Origin of the sequence: Pseudoduganella sp. R-32 (assembly GCF_049913245.1) — a bacterium.
In the GTDB taxonomy this organism is placed as follows: domain Bacteria; phylum Pseudomonadota; class Gammaproteobacteria; order Burkholderiales; family Burkholderiaceae_D; genus Rugamonas.
The window spans coordinates 4,812,275-4,838,067 of record NZ_CP183987.1 but is presented as its reverse complement, the minus strand read 5'-3'; the positions used below and the strand labels follow the sequence as shown (position 1 = coordinate 4,838,067).

Sequence of the window (25,793 nt, the reverse complement as noted above, 5' to 3'; positions counted from 1 at the left end):
GAATCGTTCGCATTTGCATAGTTTAACAATTGCCCCGATGAGCCCGAAAATTACCCGCCGCTGGGCGTGGATCCACAAATGGAGCAGCCTGGTCTGCACCGTCTTCATGCTGCTGCTTTGCCTGACCGGGCTGCCGCTGATTTATCACCACGAGATCGGCCATGTGATGGGCTACGAGACGGAAGCGCCGGAAATGCCGGCAAACACCCCGAAAGCCAACATCGACGACATCATCGCGGCAGGCAAGGCCCTGTACCCCGGCAAGATCATGATGTACATGTCGCAAGAGGCCGATGAACCGAACATCTGGAACCTGACCCTGGGCGACCATCCGACCGACGAGAACTTCAAGCCGGTCGCGGTCGATGCGCGCACGGACAAAGTCCTGGCGCAACACAATTTCGAGGACACCTTCCTGGGCGTGATGTTCCATCTGCACGTGGACCTGTATGCGGGCCTGTGGGGCAAGCTCTTCCTCGGTTTCATGGGCTTGCTGCTGGTCGTTGCAATCATTTCCGGCGTGGTCTTGTACGCGCCGTTCATGCGCAAGCTCGATTTCGGCACGGTGCGGCGCGACCGTGCTCCGCGCCTGAAATGGCTGGACATGCATAACCTGCTGGGCATCGTGACGCTGGTTTGGGCGCTGGTGGTGGGCGCGACCGGCATGATCAATACCTGGGCCGACTTGCTGCTCAAGTACTGGCAGGTCACGGAAATGGCGGAAATGGTGGCGCCCTACAAGAACCTGCCACCGCCGTCCACGCTGGCGTCGATGCAGGATTCCATGCAGCGCGCCCTGGCGGCCGAACCGGGCATGAAGATCGGCTTTATCGCCTTCCCGGGGACGCCATTTACCAGCGCGCATCACTACGGCATCTTCATGCGCGGCGACCAGGCGCTGACGTCGCGCCTGTACAAGCCGGTGCTGGTCGATGCGCAAACGGCGCAGGTCACCGATAACCGCGACTTGCCGTGGTACCTGACCGCGCTACTGATTTCGCAGCCGCTGCACTTCGGTGATTACGGCGGCCAGGCCATGAAATTGCTGTGGGCCTTGCTCGACATCGCCACGATCATCGTGCTGGGCAGCGGCCTCTACCTGTGGCTCAAGCGCGGCGTTGTTGCGGGCGCCAACGCGGCCCCCGCCGATATGGCGGAGGTACCGGCAGTCGCGCTGGAAGGAGCCGGCAAATGAACTGGAAACTCTGGGGCGCCCCGATCGCGCTCGGTGTCTCGACCACCATCGGCCTGGTTTCCGCGCTGGTAGGGGATGGATGGCTGGACGCCATCTCCGCCGTCACCCTCGGGGCACCGGTCGCGGCCGGCATCTGGTACGGCTGGCGTCGTAGCTGAAATTCCTTGATCCAGGGCGCGGCAAAGCCCGCCGTTCAGGCCGGGGTCAAGAGCGCGGACGGCGAAGCCGTCCTGCACACTTAGTGTGGTGTCTTTTGCTGTTCGACGTACTGGCGAATCACCGCTATCGGCGCACCACCGCAACTGCCAGCAAAATAGGATGGTGACCACAAGGTGCCGCCCCATAGCTTCTGGCGGATACTTGGATAATGCTTTTTGCGGATCATCCTGCTCGAGACGCCTTTCAGGCTGTTGACCAAATGCGAGACGGCGACTTTGGGTGGGTAGTTCACCAGCAGGTGCACATGATCGTGTTCGCCGTCAAATTCCACCAGCTCGGACTCGAAGTCTGCGCAGACGTTGGCGAAGATCGGGCGCAGGTCTTCCAGGATATCCTTGGTAAAGACATCGCGGCGATATTTTGTCACAAAGACCAAATGGACATGCATCATGAAGACGCAATGCCTACCGTGCCTGAGGTCGCTTGAAATGGCCATAGACCAAAATATACTGAATCCATGGAGCGTCTTCAAGCCTACAAATTCGAGCTGAAGCCAAGCGGTGGCCAACTATCTCTCTTGCGCCGCTTCGCCGGCGCATGCCGCTACGTCTTCAACAAGGCGTTAGCACTGCAACAGGAGAATTACGCGGCCGGCAACGGCTATATCGGTTACGTGGCCATGGCGAGAAATTTGACGGCTTGGCGTCATGACCAGGAAACGCCATGGCTGCGGGATGCGCCATGTCACCCGTTGCAGCATGCGTTGAAACATCTCGACGCAGCCTTTCGAAACTTCTTTGCCAAGCGCACGGGCTGCCCCCGCTTCAAGCGCAAAGGCTGCGGTGATGCATTCCGCTACCCGGATCCGAAACAGATCAAACTCGATCAGGGCAATAGCCGCATCTTCCTGCCCAAGCTGGGCTGGCTGCGCTACAGGAACAGCCGTCAAGTCCTGGGGGAAGTGCGCAATGTCACGGTCTGCTGCGCAGCCGGTAAATGGTTTGTCGCTATCCAGACCCGGCGTGAGGTCGAAGAGTGTCTTCCTGCCGGTAAAACAGCCATCGGCGTGGACGTCGGCATTGTTCATCTCGCTGCCACGAGCGACGGGAAATTCGTCGAGGCAGCCAATAGCTACAGGAAGCATCTAAAACGCCTGTCTCTGCTCCAGCGTCGCATGAGCCGCAAGGTGAAATTCAGCAGCAACTGGCAAAAGGCGAAAGCCGGTGTGCAGAAGCTCCACGCCCGCATTGCCAACCTTCGTAAAGACGTCTTGCACAAGGCCTCCACGACGATCAGCAAAACCCACGCGATCGTCTGCATCGAGGATCTGCAGATTGGCAATATGGTGCGTTCGGCCAAAGGGACATTGCAGCAGCCTGGACGAATGGTTGCTCAGAAAAGCGCCCTGAATCGTCGCATCCTGGACCAGGGATGGGGGGGAATTCAGGCGACAGCTGGAATACAAGCTGGCCTGGCGGGGCGGCATATTGCAGGTCGTGCCGCCGCGGCATACAAGCCAGACTTGCCCTAGCTGCGGACATGTGTCGCCAGAGAACCGGCGAACGCAAGCGAAATTTAAATGTGTCGCATGTGCTTATGAAAATCACGCCGATATGGTTGGCGCGATCAATATTTTAGAGCGGGGACTCCGCTTGTTAGCCTGTGGAGAGCGGAGCAGTCAGGCCGCCCGATGAAGCAGGAACCCGCCGAATCGACCTGGATGCTTTTGCGTTCAGGCGACGTAGGAATTCTCCCCCTTCCCGGCCGAGTGGCGGGCGAACGTCAGTGAGAGGGGGAGGAGGTCAACCAGCTTAAGCGGGAAAGTGGCGGCTTAAAACTAGAGTGAGATTCATTCTCATTTGCGTTGAAAGCCATGACCCGTTTCAGCCCCACCCAGATCTCCCTGGCCGTTGCCGCCGCATTCCCCGCCTGCTCCGCTTTTGCCGATGACTCCCAAGTACTGCCGCAAGTGGATGTGCATGCGGCGGCGGAGCAGGGCTATGCCCAGCAGTCGACTTCGACCGCCACCAAGCTGGGTGTGGTGTATCGCGACAGCATTTACACCTCGACGGCCAATACCGTGATCCTGCCATCGTACACGCGTGTGGATGGCGCGCTGTTCTACAGCTTCGGCAGCGACTACCGCCTGCAACTGAACGTCGAGAACCTGCTCGACAAGAAGTACTACGCTTCAGCGCACGGTGACAACAACATCATGCCCGGCGCCCCGCGCAGCTACAAGCTGTCCCTGAACGCCAAGTTCTGACCCGGCCGGCCTGTTACTCCCGTCCGGCTCTGCGGGCGGGAGGGCACTGGCGGCGCGTGCACAGGAACGACCAGATTGAAACGGAAACTCCGACCGTAACGCCAATGGCTCCGATTGCAAACACCAAATAATTCAACATTGCAGCCTACCTCACGAGGTGATGGAAAGTTGCCAGGCAAAGTAATGCGGACGCAGAGGTGCTTAGATCGCCCGTTCGCCTTTCTCCAACCATGATTAGAGTATAGCGCTGTCAGTGGCGCAGCAGGCGGCGCATGACCAGCGGCGCTGGTTCCAGCGGGTTGGCGTGGGAGTATTCGAGTTCCTCGGCCAGGGTGAATTCGTAGGCAGTGTAGAAGTCGATCAGCTTGGGCTGGTCGCTGCGCACGGCGAGGCGCAGTTCTTCGATGCCGGCGGCCAGGGCGTGATGGATCACGGCTTCCAGCAGGTGCTGCGACAGGTTGGTGCCGCGGTAGTCGGCTACCACGCCCATGCGCAGGATTTCCCACACATCAGGCTCCGCATCGAGCGGCAGCCAGCGCACGGAGCCGATCGGCGTGTCGCCATCGAGCAAAATAAAACCGCCGCCGTCGCGCAGGTGGTCGGCGACGTAGACGGCGGTTTCACGGTGTCCGCTGGAGGTGACATTGACCTTGCCGGCCCACGCTTTGCGCGTGAGCTCGGCGATCAGGGGCGCATCTTCAGCAGTTGCTTCGCGGACGATTATGTCCATGCTTAGCTGATGCGCATGCCCGGCGTGGCGCCCGGCCATGGGTTGAGGATGTAGATGCCAGGATTGGCCTTCTCATCGACCGCCGAGGCGGCCATCACCATGCCTTCCGAGACGCCGAACTTCATCTTGCGTGGCGCCAGGTTGGCAACCAGGACGGTCAGCTTGCCGACCAGGTCTTCCGGCTGGTACATCGACTTGATGCCGGAGAAGACGTTGCGGTGGCGGCCTTCGCCCGCGTCCAGCGTCAGGCGCAGCAGCTTGTCGGAACCTTCCACGTGTTCGCAGTTGACGATCTTGGCAATACGCAGGTCGACCTTGAAGAAATCGTCGACCGAGATTTCAGGGGCGATGACTTCGATGCCGGTTTCGGTGACGGCAGGGGCAGCAGGAGCCTTGGACTTGGCGGCTTTCTCAGGCTTGGCTGCGGCGGCTGCGGGAGCGGCCGCGGCCGGTGCAGGCGCGTCGAACAGGTCCTCGATCATCTTGGCGTCCACGCGGGTCATCAGGTGGCTGTAGGCGCCGATGGTGCGGCCCAGCAGCGGCTGCCATGCGGCGCCCGATGCCACCGAGGTATCGGCCCAGGTGTAAGCGGCATCGTTCAGGAAGGTGCGCACGTTGCTTGCAACGCCCGGCAGCACTGGCGACAGCAGAATGGTCAGCTGGCGGAACAGGATCAGCGCGGTGGTGCAGACGTCGTGCAGTTCGGCCAGCTTGGTGTCGTCCTTGGCCAGCACCCACGGCTTGTTCTCGTCGACGAAGCGGTTGGCCACGTCGGCGATTTCCATGATTTCACGCAGGGCCTTGCCGAATTCGCGTGCTTCGAAATTGGCGGCGATGGAGGCCTGGCGCTCGCTGCCGTCTTCGGCAACCAAAGCCTTCTTGATCCATTCCTGCGAGGATGCGGACAGTTCGGAAGCCAGCTTGCCTTCGAACTTCTTGGCAATAAAGCCAGCGCAGCGGGAGGCGATGTTGACGAACTTGCCGATCAGGTCAGAGTTCACGCGCGCCACGAAGTCGTCGCCGGTGAAGTCCAGGTCTTCGACGCGGGAGTTCAGCTTGTAGGCCAGGTAGTAGCGCAGCCATTCCGGATTCATGCCCAGGTTCAGGTAGCGCAGCGGCGAAATGCCGGTGCCGCGCGACTTGGACATCTTTTCGTTGTTCACGGTCAGGTGGCCGTGCACGGCAACCTTCATGCGGTCAATGGTCGGGTGCTTGGCGAATTGCAGCATCGCAGGCCAGAACAGCAGGTGGAAGGACACGATGTCCTTGCCGATGAAGTGGATCTGTTCCGTGCCCGGATCGGCCAGCAGCGCGTCGTAGTCGATGCCTTTCTTGCCGCAGTAGTTCTTCAGCGAAGCCAGGTAGCCCACCGGCGCGTCCAGCCAGACGTAGAAGTATTTGTTCGGCGCGTCAGGAATCGGGATGCCGAAGTAGGGTGCATCGCGCGAGATATCCCAGTCGGCCAGCTTTTCGCCCGCTTCGCCCAGCCACTCGGAGACCTTGTTCACCATTTCTGGCTGCAAACGGCCCGGGGTGTTCAGCCAGTCGCGCAGGAACTCGAAGCAGCGCGGGTCTGACAGCTTGAAGAAGTACTGTTCCGAAGGCTTCAGGATTGGGGTGGCGTTGGTAAACACCGAGTACGGGTTGATCAGGTCGGTCGGCTGGTAAGCAGCGCCGCACACTTCGCAGTTGTCGCCGTACTGGTCCTTGGCGTGGCACTTCGGGCACTCGCCCTTGATGTTGCGGTCGGCCAGGAACATGCCCTTGACCGGGTCGAAGAAGCGGTCAACGGTCTTGGTCTGGATCAGGCCAGCGTCGCGCAGCTTGCGGTAGATGCCCTGGGACAGTTCCACGTTTTCCGGCGAATCGGTGGAGTACCAGTTATCGAAAGCGATATGGAAGCCGTCCAGGTACTGCGGGCGGCCGGCGGCGATCTTGGCCACGAATTCCTGCGGGGTGATGCCTTCTTTTTCAGCGGCGATCATGATCGGGGTGCCGTGGGTGTCATCGGCGCCCACGAAGTGCACTTCGCGCAAACCGTCGCCCTCGGCCTGCATTCGCTGGAAACGGACCCAGATGTCGGCCTGGATGTACTCCATCATGTGGCCGATGTGGAAGGCAGCGTTTGCGTATGGCAGGGCAGTGGTGACGAACAGCTTGCGAGTCATAATTGATGCGCTTGTAAGGTGGATAAAAAGAGCATTTTACCAGCGGATGCGCTAGACTGCGCCATCACCAATGGAGAATTGCATGAGTATCACCGTAGATGACGTCAAATCAGCACTGTCCAAAGTAATTGACCCTAATACAAACAAGGACTTTGTTTCCTCCAAATCGGTCCGCAACCTGAAGGTCGAGGGCGGCGAAATCAATCTGGATATCGAACTGGGCTACCCGGCCAAGTCGCAAATCGAATCGATCCGCGCCAATGTGCTGGCTGCCTTGCAGCCGCTGGGCGCGAAAGTGAACCTGAACATCGCCAGCAAGATCATTTCCCACAGCGTGCAGCGCGGCCTGAAGCTGATGCCGAACGTGAAGAATATCATCGCCGTTGCTTCGGGCAAGGGTGGCGTCGGCAAATCGACCACCGCTGTCAACCTGGCGCTGGCGCTGGCTGCCGAAGGCGCGTCCGTCGGCGTGCTGGATGCCGATATTTACGGCCCGTCGCAGCCGATGATGCTGGGCGTTTCCGGCCGTCCGACCACTTCCGACGGCAAGACCATGGACCCGATGGAAGGCCATGGCATCCAGGTTTCCTCGATCGGTTTCCTGATTGACCCTGACGAGCCGATGGTATGGCGCGGTCCGATGGTCACCCAGGCCCTGCAGCAGTTGCTGGAACAGACCAACTGGCGCGACCTGGACTACCTGATTGTCGATATGCCGCCTGGTACTGGCGACATCCAGTTGACCCTGTCCCAGAAGGTGCCGGTGACCGGTGCCGTGATCGTCACCACGCCGCAGGACATCGCGCTGCTGGACGCGCGCAAGGGCCTGAAGATGTTCGAGAAGGTCGGCATCCCGATCCTGGGCGTGGTGGAGAACATGAGCACCCATATCTGCTCGAACTGCGGCCATGTGGAAGAAATCTTCGGCCACGGCGGCGGCGAGAAGATGTGTGCCGATTTTGGCGTGGACTTCCTGGGCGCGCTGCCGTTGAAGCTGGCGATCCGCGAGCAGGCCGATTCCGGCAAGCCGACTGTGGTTGCCGAGCCGGATGGCGCCGAAGCTGCGATTTACAAGGCGATCGCGCGCAAGGTGGCGGTGAAGGTGGCCGAAAAGGCCAAGGATATGAGTAGCAAGTTCCCTAGCATCGTCATCAAGCACGACTGATGCTGCGCGCCATCTCTTGCGCGGTATTTGCCGCACTGGCCGGTTGTTCGGCATTGCCACCGGTTGTCGAGGCGCCTGCGCCATCCCGCGCCGCAGCGTGGATGCCGCAGCAGCACGCGGCCAGCACTGAACTGCGCGGCCTGTCCGTCCTGAGCGACGAGGTAGCCTGGGCCAGTGGCGCCAAGGGCACTGTGCTGCGCACGGTCGATGGTGAGCACTGGACCCTGCTCACGGTGCCCGGCGCGGAAGCTTTCGACTTCCGCGATATCGAAGCATTTGACGCCAACACGGCCATCGTGATGGGCGCCGGACCCGGCGCCGCCTCACGCATATACCGCACACGCGACGGAGGCGCCAGCTGGCAACTGCTGGTCGTGAACAAGGATGCTGAAGGCTTCTGGGATGCCATGGCGTTCTGGGATAGCCGCAACGGCATTGTGTTCGGCGACCCGGTGCGCGGCGCCTTCCAGATCCTCGTGACCAGCGACGGCGGCGAAAGCTGGCAACCAGTGAGCGACCCTGGCGGCCTGGCAGCGCTTCCGCAGGAGGGCGCGTTCGCCGCCAGTGGAACCTGCCTGAGCGTGGGCGGGAGGGCCGATGCGTGGTTTGTCACCGGTGGGGGAGCCCAATCACGGGTGTTCCGCTCGGTCGACCGAGGACAAAGCTGGCAGGCCGCGACGCTGCAGATTCCGGCTGCTGCGACTAGCAAGGGCGCCTTCTCGGTCGGGTTTGCCGGCAACGGGCGCGGCATCGTTGCAGGAGGCGACTACAAGGAGCCATCGCTGGAAACGCTGAATGGCGCCATCAGTCTCGATGGCGGGGCAGGCTGGTCGCCAGCGCAAATCCTGCCTGCCGGCTTCATGTCGGCAGTGGTGCCTGTGCCCGGGACAAGCAGCACTTTCGTGGCCGTTGGCCTGGCCGGCTCGGGCTATACCCGCGACGGAGGCAAAAGCTGGACAATTATCGAAAAGGAAACGAAACTGAACGCCGTTGGCTTTTCAGCTTCCGGCGCCGGATGGGCAGTCGGGCCGAAAGGCTTGATCGTCAAGTACGTTGGACCCCCTCTCAGATAAGGAGACAGATATGCAGAAGATCCTGGCGGCCCTCGCAATGACCCTGGTTGCAGGCACAGTGGCAGCGCAATCGGTGGATTTCACCGAGCCCAAGAACGGCGCGGTTGTTAGCAGCCCATTCAAGGTCAAATTTGCGGTCACCGGCATGGAAGTGAAGCCAGCCGGCACCATGGACAGCAACACCGGCCACCACCACCTGCTGATCAATGGCGACAGCATGAAAGTCGGCGAATCGATCCCCTTCGACGAAACCCACCTGCACTTTGGCAAAGGCCAGACCGAAACCGAAGTCACGCTGCCGCCGGGCACCTACAAACTGACGATGCAATTCGCCAACGGCGCCCATCAAAGCTACGGCCCCGGCCTGTCCAAGAGCATCACCGTCACAGTCAAGTAACTGTTGAAAGTCGGGGTCAGGTCTGGCAATCGGACATTTTGTCCGATTGCCAGACCTGACCCCGACTTTCATTACAGGTAGAATTACGCCTTTATATTTTTCGCTTTCCACTCGAAATGACTCAAGTCCGTACCCGTTTCGCACCTAGCCCGACCGGTTTCCTGCATCTTGGCGGCGCGCGCACTGCGCTGTATTCCTGGGCTTTCGCACGCCACTTCGGCGGTACTTTCGTGCTGCGTATCGAAGACACCGACCTGGAGCGTTCGACCCCGGAAGCGGTGCAGGCGATCCTGGATGGCATGGAGTGGCTCGGCCTGCAGCATGACGAAGGCCCGTTCTACCAGATGAAGCGGATGGACCGTTACCGCGAAGTGGTGGCGCAGATGCTGGCTGCCGGTACCGCCTATCATTGCTATTCGTCGCCGGAAGAAGTGCAGGCCATGCGCGACAAGGCGACTGCCGCCGGCGAAAAGCCGCGCTACGACGGTACCTGGCGTCCGGAAGAGGGCAAGACCCTGCCGCCGGTGCCGGCTGACCGCAAGCCTGTGGTGCGTTTCAAGAATCCGCTGGATGGCGATGTGAGCTGGACTGACGTGGTCAAGGGCCCGATCACCATTTCCAACAAGGAGCTGGACGACCTGGTTATCGCCCGCCCGGACGGCACACCAACCTACAACTTCTGCGTTGCGGTGGACGACTGGGATATGCAGATCACCCACGTGCTGCGCGGCGACGACCACGTGAACAACACCCCGCGCCAGATCAACATCCTGCGCGCCATCGGCGCCAAGCTGCCGGAGTACGGCCACCTGCCGATGATCCTGGGCTCGGATGGGTCCAAGCTGTCCAAGCGCCACGGCGCCGTCAGCGTGATCGACTATGCCGACAAGGGCTACCTGCCGGAAGCCATGCTGAACTACCTGGCGCGCCTGGGCTGGTCGCATGGCAACGATGAGTTGTTCTCGATGGAGCAGTTCACCGAGTGGTTCAACCTGGAAAGCCTGACGGCGTCGTCGGCGCAGTTCGACTTCGACAAGCTGGCCTGGGTCAACAACCACTGGATCAAGCAAGCCGACAACGCCCGCCTGGCCGAGCTCGCCAAGAAGCCGCTGCTGGCTGCCGGCGCCGTCTTCGAGGGCGCGCCTGAACTGGCCACCGTGATCGGCCTGCTGAAGGACCGCGCCAACACCATCGTCGAACTGGCCGACGCTGCAATGCTGTTCTACCGCGCGCCAAACCCTGATGCGGCCCTGATGACCCAGCATTACACCGATGCCGTCAAGCCTGCCGTGGCCGACTTCGCTGCCCGCATCGCCACTGTCGAGTGGACCAAGGAAGCCATCGCCGCCATGATCAAGGAAGTGCTGGCCGCACACGGCCTGAAAATGCCTCAGCTGGCGATGCCGCTGCGCCTGATGGTGGCCGGCCAACTGCAGACGCCTGCTATCGATGCAGTGCTGCAATTGTTCGGACGCGACACCGTGGCAGCCCGCCTGAGCAAGTTTGCGTAAATAATTTCGACAATCTTGCAAATTAGCATTTGCAATTTAAAGAAGGGCTGCTATACTTCTGTCTCCTTCGAAAACGGGGGTATAGCTCAGCTGGGAGAGCGCTTGCATGGCATGCAAGAGGTCAGCGGTTCGATCCCGCTTACCTCCACCAGTTTAGCGAAGGAAAAGCAGTAAAAAGTAGTCCAGGGTCCCCATCGTCTAGAGGCCTAGGACATCACCCTTTCACGGTGAGTACCGGGGTTCGAATCCCCGTGGGGACGCCAAGAGCAGTAACAATCTGTGCCAGCATGGGGGTATAGCTCAGCTGGGAGAGCGCTTGCATGGCATGCAAGAGGTCAGCGGTTCGATCCCGCTTACCTCCACCAACGCGGCAGAGATTGATAGTAGTAACGGAAAGTCCATATGGTCCCCATCGTCTAGAGGCCTAGGACATCACCCTTTCACGGTGAGTACCGGGGTTCGAATCCCCGTGGGGACGCCAAGCTTTTCGCATTATGTTGTGCCCAGGGGGGTATAGCTCAGCTGGGAGAGCGCTTGCATGGCATGCAAGAGGTCAGCGGTTCGATCCCGCTTACCTCCACCAACAAGGCACAACGTAGCAATAGTCCAACAGGTCCCCATCGTCTAGAGGCCTAGGACATCACCCTTTCACGGTGAGTACCGGGGTTCGAATCCCCGTGGGGACGCCAGCATTTCTTCTTACTTCCATCCAAAACAGCCTAAAAAGCGTGCAAGCTTAACTCCTTTGCATCTTCGTGGTTTGCGTACTAATATGAGTTACGGACCCTGCACAGGAGGAAGTCATGGAACTTCGCGTGTTGCAATCGCATCGCTGGGTGGCGCGCCAGGCTGACTGGACCGCCGCAGCCATCGCCGGTTTCGGAGCCGGCGGTATCCTGATGTTGATGGAGTTGTTATGGGCCACCGTGCAAGGCGGTGACCGATGGCTGACAACCCGGATGGTAGCGGCGATGGTCATGGGCTGGGAGGTGCTGCAAACTTCCGGCTACGATCTGACCGTCGTGATTGCGGCGCTGGCAGTCCACTATATCCTCGGCATTACCTTCGCCATGATGCTGGCGGCCATCATCGCGCCGTTCCAGCTCGACTCGAGCATGGGCCTGGTAGCGCTGACCGGCGCCGCGTTTGGCGTACTTCTTTATGTACTGAATTTCTACGGCATGTCAGGCGCCTTTACCTGGTTTGCCGATTTGCGAGGATGGACAACCTTTGGCGCCCATGTCGTGTTCGGCGCCTGCTGTGCCGTGTTTTACCGCATGCTTGAGAGGCCAGAAAAACGCGAGTGAATAAGCCTTGGCAAGGTCGCCCCGCCAGTGAGCGGGGCGTAGCCGTGTGTAGTTTCCCCATAACTAACCGGGCTTATCATTATGGCGTTGGCAATCTCCCTTATCCTGATTGTTCTTGGCGCGATTATTTTTCACTGGCTCAGCCCATGGTGGCTGACTCCCATAGCCTCCAACTGGCAGGCGATGGACGATGCTTTGATGATCACGCTCGTGATCTGCGCCGCTCTCTTCATCATCATCCACCTGTTTGTCGCCTACGCCGTGGTCAAGTTCCGCCACCGCGAGGGCCATCGCGCCGCGGCGGAATCGCATAACGGCAAGCTGGAGTGGTGGCTGATCGGCGCCACCTCGCTCGGCATCGTGGCGATGCTGGCGCCGGGCCTGAACGTCTATGCCAAACTGATTTCGCCGCCGCCCAATGCCAGCGTGTTCGAAGTGATGGGCAAGCAGTGGGACTGGCATTTCCGCCTGCCTGGCAAGGACAATAAACTCGGCGCGACGGACGTGCGCTTCATCAATGCCACCAATCCCTTCGGCATCAACCCGGAAGATCCGGCCGGGCAGGATGATGTGCTGGTCGACGGCAGCGAGATCCATATTCCGCTCAACCAGCCGGTCAAGGTCATGCTGCGTGCGCAGGACGTGCTGCACGATTTCTACGTGCCGCAATTCCGCACCCGCATGAACATGGTACCAGGCCTGGTGACGCATTTCTGGCTGACGCCAACGCAAACCGGGCGCTTCGAAGTGCTGTGCGCCCAGCTTTGCGGTGTTGGGCATTCGAATATGCGCAGCGCCGTCGTGGTTGAGGAGCAGGCCGTCTACGATGCCTGGCTGGCGAAACAGCCGACCTTCAGTGGCCAAGGCGCCGTGGGCGGTGTCGGCGGCCCTGCGGAGCCGGGCAAGCAGGGCAGGCTGATCGCGCAATCGAAAGGCTGCGTAGCCTGCCACAGCGTAGACGGGGCGCCGAGCGTCGGCCCGACCTGGAAAGGGTTGTTTGGCAAGCAGGAGACGCTGGAAGGCGGCACTACCGTCGCAGTGGATGAAGCCTACCTGAAGCAATCCATCAACGACCCCAAGGCCAAAGTGGTCAAGGGCTTCCCGAACATCATGCCACCTAACCAGCTAAGCGATGAAGAAATGGCGGCGATGATCGACTACATCAAGACTGTACGCTGAGGAGACCTCGCATGTCTTATGGTGAAGAGCACGGCCACGACGACGAAGGCCATCACGCCCCGCAAAGCTTCTGGACCAAGTATGTCTGGAGCCAGGATCACAAGGTGATCGCGATCCAGTACACGCTGACGGCGCTGTTCATCGGTACTGTTGGCCTGATCCTGTCGGACCTCATGCGGCTGCAGCTTGGTTTCCCCGGCCAATTCAAGTTCATCGACCCGAACAGCTATTACCAGTTCATTACCATGCACGGCATGATCATGGTGGTGTACCTGCTGACGGCATTGTTCCTCGGAGGCTTCGGCAATTACCTCATTCCGCTGATGGTCGGGGCGCGCGACATGGTGTTCCCGTTCCTGAACATGCTGTCGTACTGGTTCTACCTGCTGGCGGTGGTCGTGCTGTGCGTGAGCTTCTTCGTGCCCGGTGGGCCGACTGGCGCAGGCTGGACGCTGTATCCCCCGCAAGCGATCCTGCCGGGCACGCCGGGCGTGGAGTGGGGCATCATCGTGATGCTGGTGTCGCTGGCGATCTTTATCGTCGCGGCCACCATGGGCGGCCTGAATTACGTTACCACCGTGCTGCAGGCACGCACGCGCGGCATGACGCTGATGCGCATGCCTCTGTCGGTGTGGGGCATATTCGTGGCGACCATCCTGGCGTTGCTGGCATTCCCGGCGCTGTTCGTCAGCGCGGTAATGATGCTGTTCGATAAGACGCTGCACACCAGCTTCTTCATGCCTGCCCTGGTCTCGATGGGGCAACAGCTCGATTACAAGGGCGGCAGTCCGCTGCTGTTCCAGCACCTGTTCTGGTTCTTTGGCCACCCCGAGGTGTACATCGTGGCCTTGCCTGCCTTTGGCGTGATTTCCGACCTGATCAGCGTGCATGCCCGCAAGTGCATTTTCGGCTACCGCATGATGGTGTGGGCTATCGTCATCATCGGCGGCTTGAGCTTCGTGGTGTGGGCGCACCATATGTACGTCAGCGGCATGCATCCGTGGTTTGGTTTCTTCTTTGCGACCACGACCCTGATCATCGCGGTGCCGACTGCGCTGAAGGTCTATAACTGGACCCTGACCCTGTGGCGCGGCGACATTCATTTGACGGTGCCGATGCTGTTCGCCCTGGGCTTTATCAGTACCTTCCTGATCGGCGGGCTGACTGGCCTGTTCCTTGGTAACGTCAGCGTCGACATTCCGCTGTCGAACACCTACTTCGTGGTGGCGCATTTCCATATGGTGATGGGCGTGTCGCCGGTGCTGGCGGTGTTCGGCGGCCTGTATCACTGGTACCCCAAAGTGACGGGTCGCATGTATAGCGAAACGCTGGGCCAGGCGCATTTCTGGATTACGTTTATCGGCGCCTATGCGATCTTCTTCCCGATGCACTATCTCGGCATCCTGGGCATGCCGCGCCGTTATTACGCCTATGAGAATTACGCCTTCATCCCCGAGTCCGCGCATACGCTGAACGCCTTTATTTCAGTGGCGGCGTTGATCGTCGGCGTGGCGCAGTTGCTGTTCCTGTTCAACCTGGCGTGGAGCGCGCGCAAGGGCGCCGTGGCAGGTGGCAACCCGTGGCGCGCCGCCAGCCTCGAATGGTATACGCCGCAAACTCCTCCGGAACATGGCAATTGGGGGCCAGAGCTTCCGTCCGTACATCGCGGCGCCTACGAATATGGCGTCGACGGCCCCGGTGCCGGCGGCGATTACATTCCGCAGAACGCTGGTCCGGAGTACGGTCCGGATCCGCACGCTCCGCCGCCGCATCCGAAGGCGCACCTGACGCCGCACCATGACCCGGCGGAGGTGCCGAAATGAGCGCCAATGCAACGTTGAGGGCAGGTGGCGGGATTCCCGGCCAACCAGGAGGCGAGGGCGGTCCGCACGGTGCTCACGACAGCGGCCCGGCCTGGCCGGATGGCGCGCGCCGCATCGGGCTTTGGGTCTTCATGGTAGTCGTCACCACCTTGTTCGGCCTGTTCGGCGTGGCTTACATGATGCGGGCCGCTTATGAAGACTGGCGTCCCATCGCCTACGTGCCGTGGCAACTGTATTGCAGCACCGGATTGCTGGTGTCGTGCAGCCTGGCCTGGGAGCTGGCGCGGCGGCATGTCGCTGCCGGCCGGCGCGAAGCGGCGCGCAGCACTTCGATTGGCGCGCTGGTGTTGTCGGCAATGTTCGTGCTTTCCCAGCTCTATGCCTGGCAGGCGATGACCGCCGCCGACTATGGCGTGGCGGCCAATCCGGCCAACAGCTTCTTCTACCTGATCACCGGCCTGCATGCCGCGCACGTACTGGGCGGCATGGTTGCCGGGGCGTTTGCAGTGCGCAGGGCGGGAGAGGCGATCGGCCTGTGCGCGCAGTACTGGCATTTCCTGTTGGTCCTCTGGCTGGCGGTGTTCGCCTTGCTGTACCTGGTGACGCCGGATCTGGTCAGGGCCTTCTGCACAACGATAGGCATTCCAGTGAGGTGAGGTATGGATACCGGCACCAATGACTTGAAAGGCTTCGTCTCCGACTGGGCGGGAGACCGCGTCGCGTTCCGCGTCCCGTGGGGCAAGGCGATGATGTGGATCTTCCTGCTTAGCGATACCTTCATCTTCGGCACCTTCCTCACAGGCTATATGTCAGTGCGCATGGCCACCACTTCAGCGTGGCCGAATCCCAGCGAAGTATTTTCGCTCACCATTGCCGGAACCAGCTACCCGCTGATCCTGATCGCGATCATGACTTTCGTGCTGATTACCAGTAGCGGCACGATGGCGATGGCGGTGAACTATGGCTATCAGCGCAACCGAAAAATGGCCGCAACGCTGATGCTGGTGACTGCAGGCTTCGGCCTGCTGTTTGTGGGCATGCAGGCTTTCGAGTGGAGCAAGCTGATTCACGAAGGTGTGCGGCCATGGGGCAATCCGATGGGGGCGGCGCAATTCGGGTCGTGTTTCTTCATGATTACCGGCTTCCACGGGCTGCACGTCTCGGCGGGCGTGATCTATTTGTCGATCATCGCGCGGCGCGTGCTGAATGGGCATTATGAGAAAAAGGGTTATGACATCGTCGAGATCACCGGCCTGTATTGGCACTTTGTCGACCTTGTCTGGGTATTCATCTTTGCATTGTTCTATCTCTGGTAGGAGGCCGCCATGTCCGAAGCTACCGCCGCCCATCAACAGCATCCGATTGGGACGTATGTCAAAGTCTGGATCTTGCTGTTCGTATTGAGCTTCTTCTCCTACCTGGTGGACTTCTTCCACTTGCAGGGCATGCTGCGCTGGTCGCTGATCCTGATTTTGATGACGCTGAAAGCCGGCTTTATCGTCGCGGTTTTCATGCACATGAAGTGGGAGAGGCTGGCGCTGATCTTCGCGATCACCTTGCCGCCATTGGCGATTCTCGTGCTGGTGGGGATGATGTCGGCGGAGTCACATTACGTGAACATTAATCGCATCGAACACTTCGCCGTTGCGCCCTTGAAATGAGGCTTGCACGCTGATATAATTCGCGCACGCTTTTACGACGTCCCCATCGTCTAGAGGCCTAGGACATCACCCTTTCACGGTGAGTACCGGGGTTCGAATCCCCGTGGGGACGCCAAGTCATTCAAAGCGTAGTGCAAGTCCAGGGTCCCCATCGTCTAGAGGCCTAGGACATCACCCTTTCACGGTGAGTACCGGGGTTCGAATCCCCGTGGGGACGCCACAGATTAGAATGAAGCCGCCTAGTGCGGCTTTTTCGTTTTCCGGCCTATGTCAACTAGCTTGTCCCTCGATCTGTTTTGCAAAGTTGTCGATAACTTCGGCGACATCGGTATTTGCTGGCGCCTGGCGCGCCAACTGCAGCGCGAGCACGGCATCGCCGTCCGGCTGTGGGTTGATGACTTGCGTTCGTTCCAACGCATCTGTCCGCAAGTCGACGTAACCGCCGAGTCGCAACATATTGACGGCATCGCCGTGCGTCACTGGGCTACGCAAGAGGGTGAGTTTGCGTCGGACGATGTGGCGGACATCGTGATCGAATTCTTTGCCTGCGACATCCCGCCTGGCTATATTGCCGCGATGGCGCAGCGCCCGGAGCGCCCGGTGTGGCTGAACCTTGAAGGCCTGAGCGCGGAAGAGTGGGTGGAAGGCTGCCATAGCCTGCCGTCCAAGCATCCGCGCCTGCCGCTGACCAAGTATTTCTTCTTCCCCGGCTTTACTGAAAAAACAGGCGGGCTCTTGTACGAAAAAGACCTTGAAGCCGAGCGCCGCGCCTATATCTCCGATCCCGCTGCCGTACCGGCTTTCTTGTCCTCGCTAGGCGTAACGGGCGCCGAGGCGGCAGCAATGAAGGTGTCGCTGTTCTGCTATCCCTACGCGCCGGTCTTGGAGCTGTTCGCGGCGTGGCGCGGCGGCGAGCAGCAAGTGACTTGCCTGGTGCCGGAAGGCGTGGCGAGTGAAGCTGTAGCAAACTTCCTTGGCCAGCCATCCGTGCCGGGTACGGTGCGCAGTGAAGGCGCGCTGACTGTGCGCGTGCTGCCGTTTGTGCCGCAACAGGATTACGATAAGCTGCTCTGGTCCTGCGACTTGAACTTCGTGCGTGGCGAAGATTCCTGGGTGCGGGCGCAATGGGCTGGCAAATCCTTCATCTGGCATATTTACGCGCAAGATGAAAACCTGCACCATAAGAAGTTGCGCGCTTTCCTGCAGCGCTATTCGGCAGGCAGTGCGTTCGACGAGTTTTCGCTGTGCTGGAACGGCGCGGCTCAGGGCGACTGGCCAACCTTGTGGAAAGCCCTCGCAGCGGCAATGCCTGAAATTTCGGCAAAGTCGTCGGAATGGCAACAAAAAATCCTGGCAAACGGCGATCTGGCCACGAATTTGACTAATTTTTGTGCATCGCTCAGGTAATACATCAACCCCGTGCTATAATGCACGGTTACTGCAACTCCCCTTAACCGGTATATATTCGCTATGAAATTCGCAAAAGAGATTCGTGTCGGCAACATCATCATGGTTGAAGACAAGCCATTCATCGTTCTGCGTTCCGACGTCAACGGCTCGTCGCGCACTGGCTTCACCTACAAGTGGAAGATGAAAAACCTGCTGACCGGCGCCCCGCTGGAAAACGTGTTCCGCGGCGATGACAAGTTCGACGTGGTCGTTCTGGACAAGAAGCCAGTGACCTACTCGTACTTCGCTGATCCACTGTTCGTGTTCATGGACGAAGAGTACAACCAGTACGAAATCGAAGAAGAGAACATGGGCGAAGCAGTCAACTACCTGAAAGACGGTATGGAATGCGAAGCTGTCTTCTACGACGGCAAGGCAATCTCCGTGGAACTGCCAACCACCATCGCTCGCCAGATCATTTACTCGGAGCCAGCTGTTAAAGGCAACACCTCCGGTAACGTGCTGAAGGAAGCCAAGCTGGAAAACGCCATCGAAGGCCGCAACTTCTCGATCCAGGTGCCGCTGTTCGTGTCCCAGGACGACGTCGTCGAAATCGACACCCGTACCCACGAGTTCAAGAAGGTCGTGCGCGCCTAATTGCAGCAAACTGTTGCAAATGCGCAATAAAAAGCCCGCTGATGCGGGCTTTTTTACTTTTTAACAGTATTAATTGCTTGCAACATGCTGGTATTCTACTGGTTTGTGCTTTTCTTGACTGAGGGCGTACCAGATGGATCGAAGGGGGTTCGTGAAGTTGGGGTTGGCTGCCGGCGGGGCAGCTGGTTTGCCGCGTGCGCAGGCGGCGGTGCCGTCCGTGCTTGATGCCGGAGTCCAGCATCAGCAAGGCCTGATGGCCGCCAACAAGCTGACCTCCCATGCGCTTACTTCGCAATACCTGTCCCGGATCAATACGATCGACAAATCGGGCCCCCGCATTAACTCCATCATCGAAATCAATCCTGAGGCGTTGAAGATTGCGCGCGAAATGGATCGTGAGCGCCATCAGCGGCGCGTGCGCGGTCCGCTGCACGGCATTCCGGTGCTCCTGAAAGACAATATCGCGACGGCAGACCGCATGAGCACTACCGCCGGATCGCTGGCGCTTGCCGGTGTCCGGGCAGCACGCGACTCGCACGTGGCGGCGCGTCTGCGCGAAGCGGGCGCGGTCATCATCGGCAAGACCAACCTGAGCGAATGGGCAAATATGCGCTCCAGCCACTCCGTCAGCGGATGGAGTGCGCGCGGCGGCCTGACCCGCAATCCGTATTCGCTGGACCGCAACTGCAGCGGCTCGAGTTCCGGTTCCGGCGCAGCGATTGCCGCCGGGCTGGCGACGCTGGCCGTAGGCACAGAGACCGACGGCTCCATCGTATCGCCCGCATCGATCTGCGGCCTGGTCGGCATCAAGCCGACAATTGGCCTGGTGAGCCGCAGCGGCATCATTCCCATCGCGCACTCCCAGGACACAGCGGGCCCGATGGCGCGCAGCGTTTCGGACGCCGCATTGATGCTGGCCGCGATGGCGGGCATCGACCCAAAGGATCCGGTCACGCAGGATGGCGCCGGCAGGGCTGCCGATTATTCGTCGGCCCTGAAGCGCGATGCCTTACGCGGCAAGCGCCTCGGCGTTGCCCGCAATTTCTTCGGCGGCAGCGATGGCGTCGATGCTGAAATCGAAAAGGCGCTGGAAGCGTTGAAGGCGCAAGGTGCAATCCTGGTCGACGTGCAGGTGCCCAACACGGAGAAGTACGGCGACAGCGAAACCGAAGTGCTGCTGCATGAATTCAAAGTCGACCTCGCGGCCTATTTGCGGGATTACGCGCCAAATGCGAAGGTCAGGAACATGGCCGACCTGATCGCTTTCAACAAGCAGAACGCCAAGCTTGAAATGCCATACTTCGGCCAGGAGTACCTGGAGCGCGCGGAAGCCAAGCCGGGCCTCGACAGCCAGGCCTACCAGGACGCGCTGGCCAACAATCACCGTTATTCGCGAAAAGAGGGCATCGACCTGGTGTTGAAAGCGCACGAACTGGATGCGCTGGTTGCGCCGACCGACGGCACTGCATGGCTGACGGACTTCATTAACGGCGACCACTACGGCAAGAGTTTTTCTTCGCCAGCTGCGGTGGCCGGATATCCGCACATCACCGTGCCTGCGGGCTACGTGCGGGGCCTGCCAGTCGGCTTGTCTTTCGTCGGCACAGCCTTCAGTGAGGCGGCATTGATCGGCATGGCCTACGCTTTCGAGCAGGCGACGATGGTCCGCCGCGCGCCGCAATTCCCCGCCAGCGTTTCGGTCCGTGCTTAAACTTCGATAAATCGCATCTTGAAGTTGCGGCCTTTGAAGCTGCCGAAATCACCGCCCGGCATGGTGCTGGTGGCCTTCAGTCGCGCGAAGGCGTCGTGGGCGATACGGCGGTCCAGCGCGACATAAGTCTGGAATTCGGTGACATTGATCTTGCCGACTTGTTCCTTGGTCAGGCCGCCGTCTCCGCACAGCGCGCCCAGCACGTCGCCGGCACGCAGCTTTTCCTTCTTGCCGCCTGCGATGCAGAGCGTCAGCATCGGCGCCGGTTCGGCGTTCACGAATTCGTCTTCAGCCAGCTCCTTGATGTCGTGCCATTCGGCGGGCGCGCCCTGGTAGTCTTCAATCAGCTTGACCCACTTCTTCTCGTTCGGCGCGCACAGTGTCAGCGACAAGCCTTTTTCGCCGCCGCGGCCGGTGCGGCCGATGCGGTGGATGTGGACTTCGGTATCGCGCGATACGTCGGCGTTGATGACCGCTTCCAAATTGGCGATGTCGAGGCCGCGCGCGGCGACGTCGGTGGCGATCAGGATCGAGCAGCTGCGGTTGGAGAACAGCACCAGGATTTCGTCGCGTTCGCGCTGTTCCAGTTCGCCGTACAAAGCCAGCGCTGAAAAGCCTTCTGCATGCAGTTCATCCAGCAATTCCTTGCAGTGCACCTTGGTGTTGCAGAAGATGATGGCGGAAGCCGGCTGGTAGTGCTTGAGCAATTTGCCGACCGACTTGTCGCGGTCGTCGAAGCCGATTTCGTAGAAGCGCTGCTCGATCTGGCCGCCGCTGTGCTGTGCTTCCACAGTCACTTCGACCGGATCGTAGAGGAAGGCTTCTGTCGCCTGGCGGATGTCGTCCGGGTAGGTTGCCGAGAACAGCAAGGTCTGACGGCGTTTCGGGCAGGCGCGCACGATGCCGGCGATTTCGTCATAGAAGCCCATGTCCGTCATACGGTCGGCTTCATCCAGCACCAGCATCCGCACATTGGACAGGTCGAGCGATTTGCGCGACAGGTGGTCGCGCACGCGGCCCGGGGTGCCGACCACGATGTGGGCGCCGAATTCCAGCGAGGCGATTTGGGGGCGCATTGGCGTGCCGCCGGTCAGTACCATCACCTTCACGTTCGGCACGCAGCGCGCCAGGCGGCGCAGTTCATTGGCTACCTGGTCGGCCAGTTCGCGGGTGGGGCAGAGCACCAGTCCCTGAACGGCAAACCAGGCGGTATTCAGGTTGCAAAGCATGCCGATGCCGAAAGCTGCGGTTTTGCCGCTGCCGGTCTTGGCTTGTACAATGAGGTCGCGGCCCTCGATGATGGATGGAAGGCTTTGCGCCTGGACCTCGGTCATTTCGCGGTAGCCCAGCGAGTCCAGGTTGGCAAGGAGTTTTTCGGACAGTGGCAGGGTAGCGAAAGAGGTCATTTTTTAGTCGCGCCGCCAAATCGGCAGGCCGGTGAGGTCCAGGTTGGGATCATTCTGCCAGATTGGCAGGCCGCTGGCGTCGGTTGGCCCGAGTTCGCCCAGCAAGTCGAGTTGTTCCTGTTTGCGCGGAGAGCGGCGCACACGCGGCGGCGGCGGAAGCTTGGCTTCCGGCGCCATCGGCTCGGCAGGCTCGAAGCCTGGCAGGTCGATTGTCGCGTTGTCTTTTTTATCTCTCATTATCCGTCGCAGAAAACAAAAGCCCGGCTGAAACAGTCGGGCTTCCTTTTAGAACCGGCGAATTGTAACACGGGCAACCATGTCAACGGAAGGCGAGGGCTCCCGTCAGGTCACCCGGCGGCAAGGCGCCGCGATCGGCGAAGGCCTTGTTGCGCTCGGCCAGGCCTTCCAGCAACGGCAGGCCATGCAGGCGGGTGATGAAGCGCAGGATCGACGTGGTGTCGTAGAAACTGTGGTCCACCGTCGACTTCTTGGCGAACGGCGACACGATGATGGCCGGGATGCGCGAACCCGGGCCCCAGCGGTCGCCCTTCGGCGGCGCCACGTGGTCCCACCAGCCGCCGTTTTCGTCGAATGTCACCACCACCACCATGTTTTCCCACTGCGGCGATTTCTTCAGGTGCTCCAGCACGTTGACGATGTGCTGGTCGCCGGACTCGATATCCGAGTAGCCGGCATGAAGGTTCAGGTTGCCCTGCGGCTTGTAGAAGCTTACCGCCGGCAGCTTGCCTGCCACCACATCGGCCAGGAACTTGTTCGAAATCGGGCTGTCACCCAGGCCGCCGTCGCGGATGTGGGCGGCGCGTTGCGCGCTGCCAGGCGCGAAGCTGGCGAAGTAATTGAACGGCTGGTGGTGGTACTGGAAATTCGGCTTGGTGCCGCCGCCCTTGTGGTCGAGCGCAGCCTGGAATGCGCCGCCGTACCAGGCCCAGCTCACGCCCTTGCGCGAAAGCAGGTCGCCGATGGTGTCGTATGTTTGCGGCGGCAGGTAGGCCGGGTCTTCCGGATTGGCGTGCAGGGGATCGCCGCCGGGCGCGGGGCGAACAAAGCTTGGCTGGTACGGCGGAGCCATGGTGTTGACAGCGAAACCATCCGGGGTGATAGCGCCGTCATTCACGTAATGCGGCCGGCCTTCCAGTGCGGATTTCGGACTCTTTGGATCAAGGGCCAGGGTGTGGCCGGTCGGGCCATCGGACAGCACCGCGATCTTGCGCTTGGCCGGACTGCTGGCTGCATTCGGGTACACCGGGCAGCGGCCCGAGACCAGGAACTGGTGGTTCAGGTAGGAGCCGCCGAAAGCCGCCATGAAGAAGTTGTCGCACAAGGTGTACTGGCGGGCCACCTGCCACAGGCCGAGGTTCTTTTCCATCTCGCCGTAGTAGCCCATCACCATGCCGCCGGTATTGCCCCAGGCGACGAAGCTATCGTTCTTGCCGCCGTTGATCTGCATCTGGTTCTGGTAGAACAGGTGCCACAGGTCGCGCGTGATGACCGATTCCGGCAGCGGCTTGCCTTCGGCGTCGACCAGCTTGAATGGTGCGTTCGGCAGGCCGGTCAGCTGGTCCTCTTTGAGTTCGTAACGCTTGCCGGCGATATCCTGCGGTACTGGCACCAGGCCGCCCCAGACTTTCGGGAGTGTCGGCAGGATGCTGCCATCGTAGTCGCGCTGCTGGTAGTCGGCTGGCTTCAGCGCCGACATTGGCGAAGCAAGGCCGGGGAAATCGGCGAACAGGTTGTTGAAACTGCGGTTCTCCAGGTAGATCACCACCACGTTCTTGACGTTGGCCTGCAGCTTGTCGTCCAGCGACATGGCCTTGGCTGGCTGTGTCGATTTCACCGCCGGAGCTGCAGTCACGCCGGGCAGGCTGGCGGCAAGGCCGGCGGCGCCGGCTGCCTGGAAGATGCGGCGGCGCGCAGGGCTGGCTGGCAGGTCTTTTGAAGTGTCTTTTTGGTTCACGCGTTGCTCCTTGCGGTTCTGTCGCGTGCAATTGTGACAGCTCGACTACAAAAATGCGAGAACCCCGCGCTGGTAGGTTTCGCGCACTTCGGCGATGGGCTGCCGGGAGGCGGAGTACAGTACCGCGGCATGTTCAAACAGCGCGGTTGGCGAATGCAGCATGGTGCTGGAGAAGGTGCGGCGATAAGGCGCCAATGGCCGCACCACTTTGCCGAACGGCGCGTCGGTTTCGTCCAGCAGGCGATTCATCTCCGGCGTCAGGCGGCTGGGAACGTACCAGTTATCCGCTTCGGAAAACAGGTGTGCGCCACAGTAAAGCTGTACGCGGCGATATTTGATTTCGGCGCTCGTTACGCCCAGCCGGGCAAGGGTTTCTGCGGCCGCAGGTTTATCCGTGCCGCGCACCAGGCGGGCCACGATCTTCGGTTCGGCCGCCATAGCATGGTCGGCACACCATTTTTCCAGGGTCAGCGTGGCGCTGTCGGCGGCCAGGATATCGGAGCTGAGCTTTTGGGCGAGAATGTCGGCCTGCTTGCCAGGGCTGGCGCAGGCAGCCAAGAAGAGGACTGGGATCCAGCGTAAGCACGTTGACATCTGCATTGGCGCACCCGGAAATGAAAAAAGCCGTTGCAAAGGCAACGGCTTTTTGAATCTGGTTGCGGGGACAGGATTTGAACCTGTGACCTTCGGGTTATGAGCCCGACGAGCTGCCAGACTGCTCCACCCCGCGTCTGAGGCAAGCATTATAGCTCACACATTTCGGTTCCGCAAGGTCGATTTATGCGATTCCCAGGCGCCAGAGAGAAGTAATCTCTGACGAGCGGGCGGCATGGAGCGGGTCGCTGGCGTCGCTGGCTTTCGGATGGACTGGGCGCGCGTCGAGGCGGCCCAGCACTATCAGGCCGGCAGCGGCGATCCATTCTTCCAGTTCCGCGCGCGAACGCAGGCCGAGGTGCTCGGCCAGGTCGGACAGAATCAGCCAACCTTCGCCGTTTGGCGCCAGGTGGGCCTTCAGGCCGGACAGGAAGCCGCGCAGCATGCGGCTGTCAGGATCGTAGACAGCATGCTCCACCGAGGAGTTAGGGCGGGCCGGCACCCAAGGCGGATTACAGACCACCAGCGGCGCCTGGCCGGGAGGGAACAAATCTGCCTCCAGCAGTTCGACCTGGTCGTCCAGCATCAGGCGGGAAAGGTTGTCGCGGGCGCAACTGAGGGCACGCTTGTCCATATCAGTGGCGATCACGTGCTTCACACCGCGCTTGGCCAGCACAGCGGACAGCACGCCGGTACCCGCGCCGATATCGAAAGCCAGCTCCAAAGCGCCTTTCGGCAGCGGAGCATCGGCCACAAGCTGCACATACTCCCCGCGCACAGGCGAAAACACGCCGTAATGCGGGTGGATACGTTCGCCCAGCGCAGCCACCGGCACGCCAGCCTTGCGCCACTCGTGGGCTCCGATAAGGCCTTGCAGCTCGCGCAGGGAAATCACGAAGGCATCTTCGCCACGGCCATAAGCCTCGTTGCAGGCCAACGCCACGTCAGGTGCGCGGCGCAAGGGAATGCGGTAGCCGGGTTCGAAAGGGACCAGTAGCATGGCCAGCGTGCGGGCGCGCTGCGACTGGGCTTGGCGGTGCAGGTGGAAGGCCTCGGTGGCGCTGGCCGGTGTTTTTGCGGGGGCGACCTTGCGGCCCTTGCCGCCTTTGGCTTTCTTATGGTCGGCGCGACGGGCCAGCGCTTGCAGCAATTGGCGCGCGTTCTGGAAATCGCCGCGCCACAGCAGGGCGGTGCCTTCGCAGGCGAGGCGATAGGCGACGTCGGCGTTCATGGTGTCGTCTGCGACCTGCACGCGCTTGGGCGGCGGATTGCCCGATTCGGAATGCCAGCGCGCAGAGCGCGTCTCGCCTTGTTCAGTCCAGTGGATTTCTTGCATAGTGGCTTTTCTAATGAAATTCGGGGTCAGGTCTGGCAATCGGACATTTTGTCCGATTGCCAGACCTGACCCCGAATTTCAATTCAGGAGG

The 25,793-nt window shown here is 60.7% G+C and carries 26 protein-coding genes and 9 tRNA genes; 26 read left to right on the top strand and 9 right to left on the bottom strand.

The features are described from left to right. The first annotated feature begins 37 nt into the window (after positions 1–37). Together ACN9MU_RS21905 and ACN9MU_RS21900 are read left to right on the top strand one after the other, a co-directional pair. Positions 38–1,195, top strand: coding sequence for a PepSY-associated TM helix domain-containing protein (locus tag ACN9MU_RS21905; RefSeq protein ID WP_426318558.1), 1,158 nt, complete (start codon positions 38–40; stop codon positions 1,193–1,195). After that, positions 1,192–1,353: a hypothetical protein gene (locus ACN9MU_RS21900; protein ID WP_426162538.1), complete on the top strand. Its 162-nt coding sequence runs from the start codon at positions 1,192–1,194 to the stop codon at positions 1,351–1,353. Before ACN9MU_RS21905 ends, ACN9MU_RS21900 begins: the two co-directional genes overlap by 4 nt. Before the next feature lie 80 nt (positions 1,354–1,433). On the opposite strand, the gene tnpA is transcribed toward ACN9MU_RS21900, so the two are convergent. Continuing rightward, on the bottom strand, positions 1,434–1,850 hold the full coding sequence (gene tnpA / locus ACN9MU_RS21895) for an IS200/IS605 family transposase (RefSeq protein ID WP_426336108.1): 417 nt from the start codon (positions 1,848–1,850) through the stop codon (positions 1,434–1,436). Positions 1,851–1,871: 21 nt separating this feature from the next. Here tnpA and ACN9MU_RS21890 point away from each other — a divergent pair, with 21 nt between their 5' ends. The 3 genes from ACN9MU_RS21890 (at position 1,872) to ACN9MU_RS21880 (ending at position 3,620) form a co-directional block, all read left to right on the top strand. Further along, positions 1,872–2,885, top strand: a complete 1,014-nt coding sequence (locus ACN9MU_RS21890) for an RNA-guided endonuclease InsQ/TnpB family protein (RefSeq protein ID WP_426162536.1) — start codon at positions 1,872–1,874, stop codon at positions 2,883–2,885. Continuing rightward, positions 2,851–3,048, top strand: a complete 198-nt coding sequence (locus ACN9MU_RS21885; RefSeq protein WP_426172265.1) for a zinc ribbon domain-containing protein — start codon at positions 2,851–2,853, stop codon at positions 3,046–3,048. The genes ACN9MU_RS21890 and ACN9MU_RS21885 overlap by 35 nt, the downstream gene beginning before the upstream one ends. Positions 3,049–3,227: 179 nt before the next feature. Next, positions 3,228–3,620, top strand: coding sequence for a TonB-dependent receptor domain-containing protein (locus ACN9MU_RS21880; RefSeq protein WP_426162535.1), 393 nt, complete (start codon positions 3,228–3,230; stop codon positions 3,618–3,620). Positions 3,621–3,870: 250 nt separating this feature from the next. Here the strand turns inward: ACN9MU_RS21880 and ACN9MU_RS21875 are convergent, their stop codons facing one another. Together ACN9MU_RS21875 and metG are read right to left on the bottom strand one after the other, a co-directional pair. Beyond that, positions 3,871–4,350, bottom strand: a complete 480-nt coding sequence (locus tag ACN9MU_RS21875) for a GNAT family N-acetyltransferase (RefSeq protein ID WP_426162534.1) — start codon at positions 4,348–4,350, stop codon at positions 3,871–3,873. Positions 4,351–4,352: 2 nt separating this feature from the next. Further along, positions 4,353–6,518: a methionine--tRNA ligase gene (metG, locus tag ACN9MU_RS21870; protein WP_426343456.1), complete on the bottom strand. Its 2,166-nt coding sequence runs from the start codon at positions 6,516–6,518 to the stop codon at positions 4,353–4,355. Between the two features lie 82 nt (positions 6,519–6,600). On the opposite strand from metG, the gene apbC reads away from it, so the two are divergent. The 21 genes from apbC (at position 6,601) to ACN9MU_RS21765 (ending at position 20,391) form a co-directional block, all read left to right on the top strand. After that, positions 6,601–7,683: an iron-sulfur cluster carrier protein ApbC gene (apbC, locus tag ACN9MU_RS21865; protein ID WP_426343455.1), complete on the top strand. Its 1,083-nt coding sequence runs from the start codon at positions 6,601–6,603 to the stop codon at positions 7,681–7,683. Then, a complete protein-coding gene (locus ACN9MU_RS21860; protein ID WP_426343454.1) occupies positions 7,683–8,756 on the top strand; it encodes a WD40/YVTN/BNR-like repeat-containing protein in 1,074 nt (357 codons plus the stop codon). The genes apbC and ACN9MU_RS21860 overlap by 1 nt, the downstream gene beginning before the upstream one ends. Positions 8,757–8,766: 10 nt before the next feature. Further along, positions 8,767–9,153, top strand: coding sequence for a DUF4399 domain-containing protein (locus tag ACN9MU_RS21855; RefSeq protein WP_426162529.1), 387 nt, complete (start codon positions 8,767–8,769; stop codon positions 9,151–9,153). Between the two features lie 116 nt (positions 9,154–9,269). Further along, positions 9,270–10,664: a glutamate--tRNA ligase gene (gene gltX, locus ACN9MU_RS21850; RefSeq protein WP_426162528.1), complete on the top strand. Its 1,395-nt coding sequence runs from the start codon at positions 9,270–9,272 to the stop codon at positions 10,662–10,664. A 75-nt stretch (positions 10,665–10,739) separates the two neighbouring features. Continuing rightward, positions 10,740–10,815 (top strand) — tRNA-Ala (locus ACN9MU_RS21845). Positions 10,816–10,851: 36 nt separating this feature from the next. Then, positions 10,852–10,927: transfer RNA gene (locus ACN9MU_RS21840), tRNA-Glu, on the top strand. Positions 10,928–10,953: 26 nt separating this feature from the next. Further along, positions 10,954–11,029, top strand: a tRNA-Ala gene (locus ACN9MU_RS21835). A 40-nt stretch (positions 11,030–11,069) separates the two neighbouring features. Further along, a tRNA-Glu gene (locus tag ACN9MU_RS21830) sits at positions 11,070–11,145 on the top strand. Positions 11,146–11,171: 26 nt separating this feature from the next. Continuing rightward, positions 11,172–11,247 (top strand) — tRNA-Ala (locus tag ACN9MU_RS21825). A 30-nt stretch (positions 11,248–11,277) separates the two neighbouring features. After that, positions 11,278–11,353 (top strand) — tRNA-Glu (locus tag ACN9MU_RS21820). A 114-nt stretch (positions 11,354–11,467) separates the two neighbouring features. Then, positions 11,468–11,971 (top strand): hypothetical protein, encoded by a 504-nt coding sequence (locus tag ACN9MU_RS21815; protein WP_057259100.1) that lies wholly within the window; start codon positions 11,468–11,470, stop codon positions 11,969–11,971. Between the two features lie 81 nt (positions 11,972–12,052). Beyond that, a complete protein-coding gene (locus ACN9MU_RS21810) occupies positions 12,053–13,150 on the top strand; it encodes a c-type cytochrome (protein WP_426318551.1) in 1,098 nt (365 codons plus the stop codon). A gap of 11 nt (positions 13,151–13,161) precedes the next feature. Beyond that, the gene (ctaD, locus tag ACN9MU_RS21805) at positions 13,162–14,973 is read left to right on the top strand and encodes a cytochrome c oxidase subunit I (RefSeq protein ID WP_426318550.1); all 1,812 of its coding nucleotides are present in this window, start codon (positions 13,162–13,164) and stop codon (positions 14,971–14,973) included. Further along, on the top strand, positions 14,970–15,629 hold the full coding sequence (locus tag ACN9MU_RS21800) for a bb3-type cytochrome oxidase subunit III (RefSeq protein WP_426343453.1): 660 nt from the start codon (positions 14,970–14,972) through the stop codon (positions 15,627–15,629). The genes ctaD and ACN9MU_RS21800 overlap by 4 nt, the downstream gene beginning before the upstream one ends. 3 nt (positions 15,630–15,632) lie before the next feature. Continuing rightward, on the top strand, positions 15,633–16,289 hold the full coding sequence (locus ACN9MU_RS21795) for a heme-copper oxidase subunit III family protein (RefSeq protein WP_426162524.1): 657 nt from the start codon (positions 15,633–15,635) through the stop codon (positions 16,287–16,289). Between the two features lie 9 nt (positions 16,290–16,298). Beyond that, positions 16,299–16,634: a cytochrome C oxidase subunit IV family protein gene (locus tag ACN9MU_RS21790; protein ID WP_426343452.1), complete on the top strand. Its 336-nt coding sequence runs from the start codon at positions 16,299–16,301 to the stop codon at positions 16,632–16,634. A 39-nt stretch (positions 16,635–16,673) separates the two neighbouring features. Next, positions 16,674–16,749, top strand: a tRNA-Glu gene (locus ACN9MU_RS21785). Positions 16,750–16,778: 29 nt separating this feature from the next. Further along, a tRNA-Glu gene (locus ACN9MU_RS21780) sits at positions 16,779–16,854 on the top strand. Positions 16,855–16,901: 47 nt separating this feature from the next. Further along, positions 16,902–18,041 (top strand): elongation factor P maturation arginine rhamnosyltransferase EarP, encoded by a 1,140-nt coding sequence (gene earP, locus ACN9MU_RS21775; RefSeq protein WP_426343451.1) that lies wholly within the window; start codon positions 16,902–16,904, stop codon positions 18,039–18,041. 63 nt (positions 18,042–18,104) lie between these two features. Further along, a complete protein-coding gene (locus ACN9MU_RS21770) occupies positions 18,105–18,680 on the top strand; it encodes an elongation factor P (protein ID WP_130311408.1) in 576 nt (191 codons plus the stop codon). Positions 18,681–18,813: 133 nt separating this feature from the next. Further along, the gene (locus ACN9MU_RS21765; protein WP_426336101.1) at positions 18,814–20,391 is read left to right on the top strand and encodes an amidase; all 1,578 of its coding nucleotides are present in this window, start codon (positions 18,814–18,816) and stop codon (positions 20,389–20,391) included. On the opposite strand, the gene dbpA is transcribed toward ACN9MU_RS21765, so the two are convergent. The 6 genes from dbpA to ACN9MU_RS21735 form a co-directional block, all read right to left on the bottom strand. Further along, a complete protein-coding gene (gene dbpA / locus ACN9MU_RS21760) occupies positions 20,388–21,797 on the bottom strand; it encodes an ATP-dependent RNA helicase DbpA (RefSeq protein ID WP_426343450.1) in 1,410 nt (469 codons plus the stop codon). The two genes, ACN9MU_RS21765 and dbpA, sit on opposite strands and share 4 nt — an antisense overlap. 3 nt (positions 21,798–21,800) lie before the next feature. Further along, the gene (locus ACN9MU_RS21755; RefSeq protein WP_426162519.1) at positions 21,801–22,034 is read right to left on the bottom strand and encodes a hypothetical protein; all 234 of its coding nucleotides are present in this window, start codon (positions 22,032–22,034) and stop codon (positions 21,801–21,803) included. 82 nt (positions 22,035–22,116) lie between these two features. Then, on the bottom strand, positions 22,117–23,772 hold the full coding sequence (locus tag ACN9MU_RS21750; RefSeq protein WP_426343449.1) for an acid phosphatase: 1,656 nt from the start codon (positions 23,770–23,772) through the stop codon (positions 22,117–22,119). Between the two features lie 45 nt (positions 23,773–23,817). After that, complete coding sequence (locus tag ACN9MU_RS21745) at positions 23,818–24,330, bottom strand: hypothetical protein (RefSeq protein WP_426343448.1); 513 nt, start codon at positions 24,328–24,330, stop codon at positions 23,818–23,820. Positions 24,331–24,425: 95 nt separating this feature from the next. Then, a tRNA-Met gene (locus ACN9MU_RS21740) sits at positions 24,426–24,502 on the bottom strand. Positions 24,503–24,550: 48 nt separating this feature from the next. Further along, positions 24,551–25,702 carry a methyltransferase gene (locus ACN9MU_RS21735; RefSeq protein WP_426318545.1) on the bottom strand — a complete coding sequence of 384 codons (1,152 nt, stop codon included), beginning with the start codon at positions 25,700–25,702 and terminating at the stop codon, positions 24,551–24,553. Positions 25,703–25,793 lie beyond the last annotated feature (91 nt).

What these genes read in the sequence shown, in the direction of transcription:
- ACN9MU_RS21810 (WP_426318551.1), top strand. Translation starts at nt 12,053, where the DNA reads ATGGCGTTGGCAATCTCCCTTATCCTGATTGTTCTTGGCGCGATTATT.
- ACN9MU_RS21900 (WP_426162538.1), top strand. Translation starts at nt 1,192, where the DNA reads ATGAACTGGAAACTCTGGGGCGCCCCGATCGCGCTCGGTGTCTCGACC.
- ACN9MU_RS21790 (WP_426343452.1), top strand. Translation starts at nt 16,299, where the DNA reads ATGTCCGAAGCTACCGCCGCCCATCAACAGCATCCGATTGGGACGTAT.
- earP (WP_426343451.1), top strand. Translation starts at nt 16,902, where the DNA reads ATGTCAACTAGCTTGTCCCTCGATCTGTTTTGCAAAGTTGTCGATAAC.
- ACN9MU_RS21860 (WP_426343454.1), top strand. Translation starts at nt 7,683, where the DNA reads ATGCTGCGCGCCATCTCTTGCGCGGTATTTGCCGCACTGGCCGGTTGT.
- ACN9MU_RS21855 (WP_426162529.1), top strand. Translation starts at nt 8,767, where the DNA reads ATGCAGAAGATCCTGGCGGCCCTCGCAATGACCCTGGTTGCAGGCACA.
- ACN9MU_RS21765 (WP_426336101.1), top strand. Translation starts at nt 18,814, where the DNA reads ATGGATCGAAGGGGGTTCGTGAAGTTGGGGTTGGCTGCCGGCGGGGCA.
- ACN9MU_RS21815 (WP_057259100.1), top strand. Translation starts at nt 11,468, where the DNA reads ATGGAACTTCGCGTGTTGCAATCGCATCGCTGGGTGGCGCGCCAGGCT.
- gltX (WP_426162528.1), top strand. Translation starts at nt 9,270, where the DNA reads ATGACTCAAGTCCGTACCCGTTTCGCACCTAGCCCGACCGGTTTCCTG.
- ACN9MU_RS21795 (WP_426162524.1), top strand. Translation starts at nt 15,633, where the DNA reads ATGGATACCGGCACCAATGACTTGAAAGGCTTCGTCTCCGACTGGGCG.
- ACN9MU_RS21890 (WP_426162536.1), top strand. Translation starts at nt 1,872, where the DNA reads ATGGAGCGTCTTCAAGCCTACAAATTCGAGCTGAAGCCAAGCGGTGGC.
- apbC (WP_426343455.1), top strand. Translation starts at nt 6,601, where the DNA reads ATGAGTATCACCGTAGATGACGTCAAATCAGCACTGTCCAAAGTAATT.
- ACN9MU_RS21735 (WP_426318545.1), bottom strand. Translation starts at nt 25,702, where the DNA reads ATGCAAGAAATCCACTGGACTGAACAAGGCGAGACGCGCTCTGCGCGC.
- ctaD (WP_426318550.1), top strand. Translation starts at nt 13,162, where the DNA reads ATGTCTTATGGTGAAGAGCACGGCCACGACGACGAAGGCCATCACGCC.
- metG (WP_426343456.1), bottom strand. Translation starts at nt 6,518, where the DNA reads ATGACTCGCAAGCTGTTCGTCACCACTGCCCTGCCATACGCAAACGCT.
- ACN9MU_RS21905 (WP_426318558.1), top strand. Translation starts at nt 38, where the DNA reads ATGAGCCCGAAAATTACCCGCCGCTGGGCGTGGATCCACAAATGGAGC.
- ACN9MU_RS21880 (WP_426162535.1), top strand. Translation starts at nt 3,228, where the DNA reads ATGACCCGTTTCAGCCCCACCCAGATCTCCCTGGCCGTTGCCGCCGCA.
- ACN9MU_RS21800 (WP_426343453.1), top strand. Translation starts at nt 14,970, where the DNA reads ATGAGCGCCAATGCAACGTTGAGGGCAGGTGGCGGGATTCCCGGCCAA.
- dbpA (WP_426343450.1), bottom strand. Translation starts at nt 21,797, where the DNA reads ATGACCTCTTTCGCTACCCTGCCACTGTCCGAAAAACTCCTTGCCAAC.
- ACN9MU_RS21875 (WP_426162534.1), bottom strand. Translation starts at nt 4,350, where the DNA reads ATGGACATAATCGTCCGCGAAGCAACTGCTGAAGATGCGCCCCTGATC.
- tnpA (WP_426336108.1), bottom strand. Translation starts at nt 1,850, where the DNA reads ATGGCCATTTCAAGCGACCTCAGGCACGGTAGGCATTGCGTCTTCATG.
- ACN9MU_RS21755 (WP_426162519.1), bottom strand. Translation starts at nt 22,034, where the DNA reads ATGAGAGATAAAAAAGACAACGCGACAATCGACCTGCCAGGCTTCGAG.
- ACN9MU_RS21770 (WP_130311408.1), top strand. Translation starts at nt 18,105, where the DNA reads ATGAAATTCGCAAAAGAGATTCGTGTCGGCAACATCATCATGGTTGAA.